Here is a 12,155-nt window from a genome sequence, read left to right on the forward strand (position 1 = left end):
ACAAGAGTCTCAGGTCCTTCTTTCATTGGGCTGTGTTTTTTCACAGCCCCTTTTTGGTTTGGAAGGGATTTAGAGAATTGTTTCGGTTTCGAAAGCGGTCCAAGGAATGTTGACCGGTTTGCCCTGGTTGATGATTTCGTCGACGTGCATCAACAGCGGGAAGTCCTTGGTGTCGGCCTTGCCGTTTTTCGCGAGGGCCTTGACAGCGCGGGCGGTGCGGGTGGCGATGACGATAGATTCGAGGGTGACCCCGGCCAGTTCCTGCATCGCGTCGTCAAAGCTCATGCCGCGGCCGAGCAGGGTGCCGATTTTGCGGGTGCGGCCGCCGTAAATGGTGACGTAGAGGTCGCCGGCCCCGTAGACGATGTTGTCGTCCTGTCCGCCAGCTAGTGCGAGGAGCTTGCGCATTTCGCGGACGCTCTGTCCGAACAGCGCTGCCTGGGAATTGTAGTGGATGGCGCCGATGCCTTCGTGTTTTTCAGCGAGGCCGACCGCCAGGGAGACGCCGAGGGCGTAGGCGTTTTTCAGCGCGACGGCGCATTCGACGCCGGTCACGTCGGTGGACAGGCTGACGTGGTAGTAGTCTGTTTCAAACAAGGATTTGAGGTAGCGCAGCGTGTCGATGTCGGTGCCGCAGAAGGCCACCGCCGAGTCGTCCTTGTCGGCCAATTCGTAGCTCGTGCACGGGCCGCCGATGGCGTTTAAGTTCAGGTCTTTGCCGGCTTCCGTGGATTTCCAGAAATCCGGGTAAGTCATCATCGAGCCGTCTTCGCGGTCGATCATGCCCTTGGTGACGGTGATGACCGGCACGTCCTTGTTCAGCTTCGGCAGGACTTCTTCAGCGAACCAATCGACGCCAAAGCTGGAAACGCCGCCGAGGATGACGTCAGCGCCTTTGATCGCTTCTTCCATTTCTTCGACCTGATAGTATTTGATCCCATCGTGAAGGGTGCGCTTCAGGTTGATGTGATAATTGTTTTCGCGGAGTCCGTCGATGACGTCGCGGTCGAGGGGGGTGCCGACGAGGCGGACTTCATGTCCGTTTTCAAAGGTCGGGAATGTCAGTGCAGAAGCCATCTGTCCAGCGCCGATAAAGGTTAAAGTTGCCATAATATTACCTCCAGCATTCATTGATCAAATTTTTTGGGTGATGGGTCGTGTCTTGCTTGATAGTGGCTTTATTATATCGGCATCCCTTCGGAGCGTCAATAGAATTTGGACGAATTTCTCATATTGGGAGAAATCCCAAAACGCGGAAATTTAATGAGGGGATCTGTGTTAAAATAAAAAGAAAAAGCGGGAAATTTTATGGATCAATACAAAATCAATTTAATTTTGCGGGTAGCCAAACTGCATTACGAGCTCGGCATGAGCCAGATCGAGATCGCGCGCCAGGAGCATCTGTCAAAATCGACGGTCAGCCGGCTCATCGCTCAGGCTCAGGAGATGGGAATGGTGAAAATTTCGATTGTCGAGCCCAAGCACGCCTTTGTCGAGCTGGAAAACGCGATGGCCGAGGCCTTTGGCCTGAACCGGGTGACCATTCTGCCCGACGTAGTGGGCAACCGGGACGTGCTGCGGAAGGACGTGTGCGCGGCGCTGGCCGACGATTTGAGCCGCGACGTCCAGGACGGAGACATCGTCGGCGTGGCCTGGGGGCACACGATGTCGGTGCTGGCGAGCGTGCTGCCGAAGCGCATCGGCAAAAAGGGCATCCGGATCATCCAGCTCAACGGCGGGCTCTCGAAGGCGCTGTACGACGCCGGGGCGGATCAAATCGTCCGGGCCCTGGTGAACTGCTTTGAGGGCGAGGGCTACCTGCTGCCGGCACCGGCCCTCGTGGACACGCCGGACATTGCGGTGAGCATCGAGCGGGATTCGTCGGTCAGCCGGATCATCCAAATGGCCGAGCACTGCCGGACGGCGATCTATTCGGTGGGGACCATCGGCCACGGCACCGCGCTGTATCAAATGGGGTATTTTTCGGACGAAGCCTATCAGGCCATTGAAAAGAAATCGGTGGGCGACGTCTGTTCCCATTTCGTCGACGCCCAGGGGCGCATCGCCGATCCGCTGTTAGACGCCCGGGTCGTCGCGACGCCGCTGTCGAAGATTGTAGCGGTTCCCAATAAAATGGTGGCTGCGGTGGGCGTCGACAAGGCCCCGGCGATTCTGGCGGCCCTCAGGGGCGGCATGGTCGATAAGCTGTACATCGACCAGCCGGCGGCAGCGGAGGTCATGCGGATGGCATCCGGGCAGAAATAAAAAAAGCGGTCCTATTTCAGGATCGCTTCTGCAGTTTTGACGTCGGCGTACAAATGGCTGGCCAGGCCGCCCTTTAAGGCTGCGCGCAGCACCTTGCCCTTTCGGGGGTCGCTGGCGATGAGGAGCCGGTTGGGGATTTGGCGGATGGTGTCGAGGGCGACGCCGACGACGCGGCGGTCGAGGTCCTCGTCAAACAGGCCGCCGTCGGCGTTAAGAAAATGGCCGCAGCAGTCGCCGACGCAGCCATCGGCGGCCATTTTCGCGTACTGCACGTCGTCGATGATGCCCATTTCAAAGATGACGGAGGGCCGGCCGAAGGCGCCGGCGGAGTAAATCGCGGTCTGGCAGCTCTGGGCCATCTGCATGATGTTTTGAATCTGAGAATCCTTTTTGATCGCCTGGGCGATGTCGGCGGTGTCGACGATGGCGGGGGCCGGGATCACGTAAGCGTCGCCGTCGACGCTGGCCGCGAATTTCTGAAGGATGGACAGGGCACTGGTTTCGTGGGCCAGGCGGGAGTAGCCGCCGGTCAGCTGCAGCACCGAAACGCCCCGGCGGTGGAGCTTCGGCAGCATGCGGGACAGCGTTTCCAGCGTGGTGCCCCAGGCGATGCCCAGCGTGGTGTGGTCGTCGATATACCGGGGCAGGTCGGCGATCAGCGCGGAGCAGACGTCGTTGAGGGTGATCTGCGGGTTGTCGACCATCACCGGCACGATGGTCACGCGCTTCACCGGAAAGCGCGAGGTCAGCTCGTCTTCCAGGTCAGTGTACATCAGGGCCGGCTCTTTGATGCGGACCTCGATGAGGCCCAGATCCTTGCCCATTTTGAGCAGCCGGCTGACCGTCGACTTGCTGACGCCCTCTTTCTCTGCGATTTGAACCTGTCCCATATTGCATTCGTAGTAGAGCTTAGAAATGCGGATGATTTGGTTGATGCGGTAGGCGTCTTTTTCCATTTCTTTTCTCCTTTTTCTTGATTTTGCGCGTTGTCTGTTTGTTTTCATTATAGCCGAAAATGCGGCCAAATCGATAAAAACTTTAAAGAAGGTTAAAACGTGCAAAAATTCCCAAATAATATTGACAATTTCCCAAAAACCGTTTACAATGGGCTTATTCAAATAAAACGATTAAAGGAGAAAGCTATGGGTATTGTTACACTAATCGGCGCTGGCCAGATGGCTTCCGCGCTGACGTTTCCGCTGTTTGAAAATGGGAATGAAGTCCGCCTGGTCGGGACACCGCTGGACGGCGATGTGATCGCCAGACTGCGCGAAGACAACTATCACATCAATCTGGACCGGACCCTGCACGAAGGGATCAAATATTACACCGTCGATCAGGTCGAAGAAGCGCTGGACGGCGCGGAATTGGTCGTCTGCGGGGTGTCGAGCTTCGGCGTCGATTGGTTCTTGAACAATATGTTCAAATTGATTCCGGAAGGGGTGCCGGTGATTTCCGTCACCAAAGGGATGATCGACCTGCCGGACGGCACGCTCCAGGTCTTCCCGGAATACTGGCAGGAACACATGCCGGAAGGGGTCAACGTGGAACTCTTCGCGATCGGCGGCCCGTGTACCGCCCGCGATTTGTCTGATCACGATCACTCCTTCGTCGCCTACTGCGGCAAGGATCTCGAAAAACTGGAATGGATTCGTAGCCACTTTGAAACGGATTATTACCACATCGCGCTGACGGACGACGTCGTCGGCCTCGAAGCGGCGGTCGCGTTGAAGAACGGCTACGCCCTCGGCACCGCGATGGCCATCGGGCTGAAGAACCGCCTCGGCGACGACGGCATCGCCCACGTCAACTCGAAGTCCGCATTGTTCCAGCAGTCCGTCTGGGAAATGTACCAGCTGCTGGACATCGTCGGCGGCAATCAGAAAATGATCATGTACGCGGCCGGCGACTTAGACGTCACCGTGGCCGGCGGGCGCAGCCGCAAAGTCGGACAGTACCTCGGCGAAGGCTACTCGATGCCGGAAATCGAAGAAAAACTGGCGGGTCAGACCCTCGAAGCGGTGGTCATCGCGACGAGAACAGCCCGTGCGGTCAAGGCGATGGCCAAGGCCGGCAAGGTCAAGGAATCGGATTTCCCGCTTCTGATGCACGTGGATCAATGCCTGAACCACGGCGCGAAGGTCGACATCCCGTGGAAGGATTTCCAGACCATCACGCGGGACGCGCTCAAATAATTTAAACGGAAAAAACAATCAAAATTGAATAGGCCGGGTAAACGGAAGGGGGAGCCGTTTATCCAGACAGGCACAATCCTCCCAAAACGAATAAGGAGATACACAGATGAAATACGTATTGGGACTGGATTTGGGCACAAGCAGCATCAAAACGGTGCTGTTTGACCAAAATGGCAAAGAAGTGGCACAACGCAGCGTGGAATATCCCGTCTATCAGCCGCACAACGGCTGGTCCGAGCAGGATCCGGACGACTGGTACGAAGCGGGGGTCACGACGATCCGCTACTGCCTCGACATTTCGGGGGTGGCCGGCGAAGACGTCGCCGCCATCGGCATCGCCGGGCAGATGATGGGCGCGGTCCTTCTGGACAGCAAGGGCCAGCCGCTGCGCCGGGCCATTCTCTGGAACGACGCGAGAACGTCGGAAGCGGCGGAATCGGTCAGAAAGCTCATCGGCGACGACACGATGATGCGCATCAACTGCAACCCGGTGCGCCCGGGCCTGACCGCGGCGAAAATCCAGTGGGTCAAAGAAAACGAACCGGAAATCTGGGCCAAGACGGCGCACATTCTGCTGCCGAAGGATTACCTGCGCTACCGCTTGACCGGCGAATACGCGACAGAAGTGTCCGACGCGTCCGCGATGCAGCTGCTGGACGTGCGCAACCGCTGCTGGTCGCCTGAACTCCTCGCCGCGATGGAAATCAAGGAATCCCAGCTGGGCAAGATGTACGAATCCACCGACGTGACCGGTCAGCTGACCAAGGACGTCGCCGGGCTCCTCGGCCTGCCGGAAAAGACCATCGTCGTCGGCGGGGCTGGGGATAACGCGGCCGGCGCCGTCGGCACGGGCGTTGTCGCCCAGGGCCGCGCGATGACGACCATCGGCACCTCGGGCACAGTTTTCGCTTACTGCGACGAACCGATGATGGACGAAAAAGCCAGAGTGTACACCTTCTGCATGGCCGTGCCAGGCGCTTGGCACTTCATGGGCTCGGTCAACTCGGCGGGCAACTCCCTGAAATGGTACCGCAACACCTTCTATCCGTCTGATAAGGAATACGAACAGATCAACAAGGACGTCCTCAAATCCGCGCCGGGGTCCAATAACCTGATTTATATGCCGTATCTGACCGGTGAACAGTCACCGCATTTTGATTTAAAATGCCGTGCCGGATTTGTCGGGTTATCCGCAACGCACACCATCTGTGACGTAACCCGTGCCGTCATGGAAGGGATCACCTTTGCCATGCGCGATGTGCTTGAAGCCATTCGTGAATCGGGCGTCCATCCGGATGTGATGCGCCTCTGCGGCGGCGGCTCCAAGAGCCCGTTCTGGCGTCAGCTCTGCGCCGATATCTATAACCTGCCGGTGGTGCTGCCGGATATGAACTCAGCCAACTCGACGGCTCTCGGCGGCGCGATTTTGGCGATGGTCGGCGCCGGCATGTACGACTCTGTCGAAGAAGCCTGCGACAAGATCATCAAGATGCGCGACGAATCCTTTACGCCGGATCCGGCAAACCGCGAAGTCTACGACAAGACCTACGCCGCCTTCGACAAGCTGTACCCGCAGCTGAAGGACAATTTCGCAGAAATTCTCGACATCTAAACACCCCTGTACACCTGTAATGTAAGCTCAATTTTTCTCTTCATAAATAAACAATACATGACAAGCTCAAAAAAGGCAAAGCCCCTCGATCCTTCCGGATCGGGGGCTTTGTCATTTAAGGCATTTGAATTAATAGTTTAGTTGTGATAATATTATAAAATGTATTTTGCTAATCTATTAGTAAAAATAAACTATAGAAGGGAATGAGAGAGCGGTGCTTCGATTAGAACACGTTCAGAAACGGTTTAAGGACAAGGTGGTCATCAAAGACTTGTCCTTAGAGGTGCACGACGGAGAGCTTTTGGTGCTGATCGGTCCGAGCGGATGCGGCAAAACCACGACGCTGAAGATGATGAATCGGCTGCTGCCCCTTTCCGGCGGGCACATTTACGTCGACGGCGAGGACATTGCCGCCTTGGACCCGGTGAAGCTCAGGCGCAACATGGGCTACGTGATTCAGCAGGGCGGGCTGTTTCCCCATATGACGGTGCGGCAGAACATCGAAATCATCGAAAAGCTGGAAAAGCGGCCGAAGAATGAAATGACGGCGCGGACCGGGGAGCTGATGGCCATGATCGGCCTGGATCCCGAGGAGTATTTGGACCGCTACCCGGCGGAGCTGTCCGGCGGCCAGCAGCAGCGCGTCGGGGTGGCCCGGGCACTGGCGACCGATCCCGAGTACGTGCTGTTCGACGAGCCCTTTTCGGCCCTCGACCCGCCGATGCGGATGGCCCTTCAGGACGAGGTGATCAGCCTCCACGAGAAGCTGAACAAGACGATGATCTTCGTGACCCACGACATGGACGAGGCGATCAAAATCGCAGACCGCATCTGCCTGATGAAAGACGGCGAGATCGTCCAGCTGGACACGTCGGAGAACATCCTGCGCCATCCGGCCAACGATTTCGTCTCGGAATTCGTCGGCAGCGGGCGGATCTGGAGCGCGCCGGAATTTATCCGCGCCCAGGACATCATGATCGATCACCCGGTTAAATGCCGGGGCGATTTGACGGTAGAGGGCTGTATCATCCGCCTCCAGGAATACCGGGTCAGTTCGCTGATGGTGGTGGACAAGGCCGGGCGTTTGATCGGCGTCGTCGACAAGAGCGTGCTTATCAAGCGGCCGAAGCCGGACGCACAGGCAGACGCGGTGATGCGGCCAGTGCGCTTCAGCGTGCACCCCGAGGATCAGCTGATCGACATCGTCAAGGCGATCCCTGCGGAGGACGTCGGGCGGATCAACGACATCCCAGTCGTGGACAGCGAGAACCGGCTCGTCGGCCTCGTCACCAACAACAATATTGTGTCGAAATTCATTCGGCCCTGGCTCGCCGACACAGAGGCCGAGGGAGGTGACAGACAGTGATGAAATTGTGGATGTACATGGTTAATCACGGCCAGGAAATCGGCCGGCTGACAGTGGAGCACATCGAGATGACGGCCATCGCCGTCGGCATCGCGATTTTAATCGGCGTGCCCCTGGGCATTCTGATCAGCTACGTCAAAAAGCTGGACAAGCCCATTATCGGTGCGGCGAACGTGGTGCAGGCGATCCCGAGCATGGCCCTCCTTGGGCTGATGATTCCCCTTTTGGGCATCGGCCAGAAGCCGGCGATCGTGATGGTCATTATTTATTCGCTGCTGCCGATTATCAAGAACACCTGCATCGGCATCGCGGACATCGATCCGCAGACCATCGAGTCAGCGAGGGGTATCGGGATGAGCCGGGGCCAGATTTTAAGAAAGGTGCAGCTGCCGCTGGCCCTGCCGGTGATCATGGCCGGGGTGCGGATTTCCGCGGTCACCGCCGTCGGCCTGATGACGATGGGCGCCTTTATCGGGGCGAGCGGTCTCGGCTACATGATCTTTTCCGGGATCCGGACGGTCAACAATTACCAGATCCTCGCTGGGGCCATTCCCGCCTGTGTGCTGGCGCTGATCGTCGATTGGCTGATGGGGCTGGTGGAAAAGCTCGTGACGCCCATCAGCCTCCAGAAGGATTTCGGCACGGACCGGAAAGTGCTGCGCCGGAAGCGGAAACATCAGAAAATCATTTTAATCACCGCGGCCTGTTTAATCGGCGCGGCGATCGTCGGCAGCGCGGTGAGCTCGCGGGCATCGTCGAAAGGTCAAATCGTGATCGGCAGCAAGGATTACACGGAGCAGCTGGTGCTTTGTCACCTTTATTCGGATTATATTGAGGCACATACAAATCTGAAATGCGTGCCCAAGGAAAACCTCGGCGGCACCCAGGTCTGCTACGAAGCGCTGAAAAGCGGAAAGATCGACATGTACGTCGATTATACCGGGACGCTGTACGGCGACATTTTAAAGAAAAGCGGCGAGACCGATATGGATCGGGTCTACAAAATCTGCAAAGAAAATTTGAAGCCTCAGGGGATCACGCTGCTGCACCAGTGCGCGTTCAACAATACCTACACCCTGTCGGTGCTGCCGGAGACGGCTCAGAAATACAACCTGCACACCATTGGGGACGTGGCGGCCAAATCTGGGCAGCTGCGCCTCGGCACGACACTGGAATTTTTAAACCGCAACGATTGCCTAAAGGCCCTCGAGCGGCAGTATCCGGGGATTCATTTCGCTAAGCAGTCCGGCATCGACAGCTCGCCGCGGTACACGGCGATTCAAAACCACGAGATCGACGTGACCGACGCCTTTGCCACTGACGGGATGCTGAAGAAATACCATTTGACGGTGATGAAGGACACGGACCACGTCTTCCCGCCCTATTACGCGGTGCCCTGCGTGAAGACGACAACCCTTCAGAAATATCCGGAACTCAAAAAGGCGATTAACGCGCTGGCGCCTCACCTCACCGAGAAGCGGATGCGCCAGATGAATTACGAGGTGGACGTCAAGGGAAGAGACCCTGCCGAGGTAGCACGGGATTTCCTCAATCGGGAGGGGTTACTCAAGTAAAAAAATAAAGACCAGACAAATGACCTGACCCCAAAAAGTTAGACCTAACAGCACAGCAGATTATTAAGCCTGTTGTGCTGTTCTTTTTATACGCTGTAAGGGGATTTATGCGGAAACTGTCTGCGTCTTCGTTTCGAGGCGGCGCTTTTTGTAGAGAATCCGAATCGAGTTGAGCACGCAGAGCATGGCGACGCCGGTGTCGGCGAAAACCGCGAACCACATATCGGCGAAGCCGAGGAGCCCGAGGATCATGACGGCGGCCTTGACTGACAGCGCGAAAATGATGTTGGCCCAAGAGACCCGTTTGGTCTGGGCGGCGATGTCGAGAGCGGTCGGGATCGCGTCGAGGTCCGAATTCATAAAGACGACGTCGGCCGCTTCGATGGCGGCGTCCGCGCCGCTGCCCATGGCCGCACCGACGTCAGCCCCGGCGAGTACCGGCGCGTCGTTGATACCGTCGCCGACGAACATCGCGCTGCCCTTTTGTTCGCGGATCTGTTTGAGGGCTGCGAGCTTGTCTTCCGGCAGCAGCTTGGCGTACACGGTGTCGATGCCGGTCTTTTCAGCCACGGCCTTGGCGTTGGCTTCCGTGTCGCCGGTGAGCATCACGGTGGTGAGGCCGGCCTGCTTGATTCGGCCGATGGCGTCGGCCGCTTCGCGCTTGATGGTGTCGGCGATGACGAGCGTGCCGGCAAAGGTGCCGTCCACCGCGACGTAAACTGGGGTGCCGTAGGCGGTGTCCGCCGGCACATTTGGAATGCCGTTTGCGGCCATCAGCTTCGCGTTGCCGACGAGGACGGTCTGCCCGTCGATGTCGGCGGTGAGGCCCTGCCCGGCCGTTTCGACGACGCCGGCGGCTGAGGCGATGTCCAGATCGTCGTGCTTCGCGCGCTGGACGATGCTCATGCCGATCGGGTGGTTGGAGTGGGCTTCAGCCGCAGCGGTCAGCGCGAGGAGTTCGCTTTCGCTCATGTCGTTTGCCGGTGTGACGGACTGCACCACGAAATTGCCTTCGGTGATCGTCCCGGTCTTGTCGAAGACGACGTTTTTCACTGTGTCCATGGATTCCAGCGCAAGCCCGCCCTTAAAGAGGATGCCGAGCTTCGACCCGGCGCCGATGCCGGAGAAATAAGCGAGGGGCACCGAGAGCACCAGTGCGCAGGGGCAGGAGATGACGAGGAAGGACAGCGCCGTGTAAATCCATTTGTTCCAGCTGGCTCCGCCGAGTAACGGCGGCAGCACGGCGGTGGCGATGGCGACAAACACGACGAAAGGCGTGTAGTATTTCGAGAAGCGGCTGATGAACCGGTCCATTTTTGGTTTGGAGGCCGCCGCGTTTTCGACGGCGTCGAGAATCCGCGTGACCATCGAATCGCTCAAAGGCTTGTCGACCCGCAGGGTCAGCGTGCCGGCGGTGTTGACGCAGCCCGAGACGACTTCGTCTCCAGCCTTGACGGCAACCGGCACGGGTTCACCGGTGACCGGCGAGGTGTCGATCTGGGAATGGCCTTCGACGACGGTGCCGTCCAGCGGGATGCGGTCCCCAGCGTGGACGAGAACCAAATCGCCGACCTTGGCGTCTTCAGAGGGGATGACTTCGGTCTTGCCGTCTTCTGTGACCAGATGCACCACTTCAGGTCTTAGGTCCGCAGCTTCCATGATTTGGGAGCGGCTGCGTTCCGTAGCCTTGTCTTCGAAAAATTCTCCGATGCGGTAGAACAGCATGACCCCGACGGCCTCAGGCCATTGGCGGATCGCAAAGGCCCCGAGGGTCGCGACCGCCATCAGGAAGTGTTCGTCGAAGAACTGCCCCTTGACGAGCATCCGGATGGCGACGGCGACAATCGGCAGGCCGATCACGGCGTAGGCGCCGAGGTAAAAGCCGATCCAGAGCGAGGACGAAAAGCCCGTGTGCTCGAACACTTCGCCGCAAGCGAAGAGAATCGCGCCGAGGATCAACTGAATTTTCGAATAGCCTTCGCCGAAGAACCATTCGGAAAGCCCGACGGCTTCCGTTTCTTCTTCCTGTGCGTGATGGGCGTGGCGTTCGGCAATGGTGCAGCCGGGTTCGAGACGGTCGGCTACCGTGTTGAGGATGCCGAGGAAACGGTCCGGGTCCTTCGCTCTGACCTGGACGACGCCAGCGGTGAAAGAGATCGACACGGCTTCGAGCCCTTCAATCTGGCGCACGCCGCGTTCGACCTTGGCCGCGCAGTCCGCGCAGTCGAGCCCCTGAATGCTGTAGAGCTTGGTCGTCGCCTCCTGAGGCGGGCAGGTGCAGCGGTCCATCGGCTGACTGCATTTCGAGCAGGTGATGTGGCTGGCCGTGAGATCGGAAGGATTCAGCTCAGCCGCCTCGTGATCGTGGTGGTGATGATCGTGATCGCAGCAGCAGTGTTCATCGTGGTGATCGCGTTCGTGGCCGCAGTAGTCATGATCGTGATGATGTTCGTGATGATCGTGGCAGCAGGATGCGCCATGTTCAGCTGGTGAATTTTCTTTAAAAGCCATAATGGTTCTCCTTAAAATAAACTACAACGTAATAATATATGAATATATGTTCATATATCAATAATACAAGCATCCCACCGATTTGTCAAGAAGTGTGAGCAAACAATCTGAAAAAACTAACAAATTTTGCTTTTATTTTTTTAAAGAAAGTTTTGGTAAAATTAAATGCATTAAAAGCCAGAAAGGACAGATGGTCTATGACCAAACTCAACCTCAAGCATTTTCAAAGTCTAAGCCGAATTCAAAAGCAGCGTCAGGCTGCCCAGACGCCTGACACCGCGGCCCCTCATGCGCCGCAGCCCGCACAGGACACTGTCGACGCGGCGGACGCAGCAGAAGAAAAAAGTCAAAACGCTGCGCAGGAAGAACAGGCCAGCAAAAATATGACCCGGCAGCAGCGGGTGTATCGCGATATGGCTAAACGCGCAGAAAAGATCCGCGCCCAGCGCGCCCGCGACGAACGGGAGCAGCGGCAGAAGCGCCAAATGGAGGAGCGCGAGCGCACCTTCGAGACTCGGAAAAAGTCTCAGATCGCGGCGCAGCATCGGCAAAAAAATAAGACCCGTTGACAACGATCATGATATGTACCCAGAATCCTGGACACATATTGACGAACTAGGCGGAACACATGG

The 12,155-nt window shown here is 57.6% G+C and carries 9 protein-coding genes; 6 read left to right on the forward strand and 3 right to left on the reverse strand.

What is annotated here, in order from left to right; translation table 11 throughout:
- Positions 1-69: 69 nt before the first annotated feature.
- Positions 70-1,110, reverse strand: a complete 1,041-nt coding sequence (locus tag QZX60_RS09155) for an NAD(P)-binding domain-containing protein (protein ID WP_295364050.1) — start codon at positions 1,108-1,110, stop codon at positions 70-72.
- Between the two features lie 198 nt (positions 1,111-1,308).
- Here QZX60_RS09155 and QZX60_RS09160 point away from each other — a divergent pair, with 198 nt between their 5' ends.
- Positions 1,309-2,265: a sugar-binding transcriptional regulator gene (locus QZX60_RS09160; protein ID WP_295364053.1), complete on the forward strand. Its 957-nt coding sequence runs from the start codon at positions 1,309-1,311 to the stop codon at positions 2,263-2,265.
- Between the two features lie 11 nt (positions 2,266-2,276).
- Here QZX60_RS09160 and QZX60_RS09165 read toward each other — a convergent pair whose 3' ends face one another.
- The gene (locus QZX60_RS09165) at positions 2,277-3,221 is read right to left on the reverse strand and encodes a sugar-binding transcriptional regulator (protein WP_295364055.1); all 945 of its coding nucleotides are present in this window, start codon (positions 3,219-3,221) and stop codon (positions 2,277-2,279) included.
- Between the two features lie 186 nt (positions 3,222-3,407).
- Between QZX60_RS09165 and QZX60_RS09170 the strand changes: the two genes are divergently transcribed.
- The 4 genes from QZX60_RS09170 to QZX60_RS09185 all read left to right on the forward strand — a co-directional run bounded on the left by QZX60_RS09170 (position 3,408) and on the right by QZX60_RS09185 (position 9,012).
- Entirely contained in the window at positions 3,408-4,460 is a 1,053-nt protein-coding gene (locus QZX60_RS09170; RefSeq protein WP_295364057.1) for a glycerol-3-phosphate dehydrogenase, read from the forward strand.
- Positions 4,461-4,566: 106 nt separating this feature from the next.
- On the forward strand, positions 4,567-6,072 hold the full coding sequence (gene xylB, locus QZX60_RS09175; RefSeq protein WP_295364059.1) for a xylulokinase: 1,506 nt from the start codon (positions 4,567-4,569) through the stop codon (positions 6,070-6,072).
- A 214-nt stretch (positions 6,073-6,286) separates the two neighbouring features.
- Positions 6,287-7,438 carry a betaine/proline/choline family ABC transporter ATP-binding protein gene (locus tag QZX60_RS09180; protein WP_295364062.1) on the forward strand — a complete coding sequence of 384 codons (1,152 nt, stop codon included), beginning with the start codon at positions 6,287-6,289 and terminating at the stop codon, positions 7,436-7,438.
- A complete protein-coding gene (locus QZX60_RS09185) occupies positions 7,438-9,012 on the forward strand; it encodes a glycine betaine ABC transporter substrate-binding protein (RefSeq protein WP_295364065.1) in 1,575 nt (524 codons plus the stop codon). The genes QZX60_RS09180 and QZX60_RS09185 overlap by 1 nt, the downstream gene beginning before the upstream one ends.
- A gap of 105 nt (positions 9,013-9,117) precedes the next feature.
- Here QZX60_RS09185 and QZX60_RS09190 read toward each other — a convergent pair whose 3' ends face one another.
- The gene (locus QZX60_RS09190; protein ID WP_295364068.1) at positions 9,118-11,523 is read right to left on the reverse strand and encodes a heavy metal translocating P-type ATPase; all 2,406 of its coding nucleotides are present in this window, start codon (positions 11,521-11,523) and stop codon (positions 9,118-9,120) included.
- A 197-nt stretch (positions 11,524-11,720) separates the two neighbouring features.
- On the opposite strand from QZX60_RS09190, the gene QZX60_RS09195 reads away from it, so the two are divergent.
- A complete protein-coding gene (locus tag QZX60_RS09195; protein ID WP_295364071.1) occupies positions 11,721-12,092 on the forward strand; it encodes a hypothetical protein in 372 nt (123 codons plus the stop codon).
- Positions 12,093-12,155 lie beyond the last annotated feature (63 nt).

It is taken from the genome of uncultured Pseudoramibacter sp., from assembly GCF_903789625.1.
In the GTDB taxonomy this organism is placed as follows: Bacteria; Bacillota; Clostridia; order Eubacteriales; family Eubacteriaceae; genus Pseudoramibacter; species Pseudoramibacter fermentans.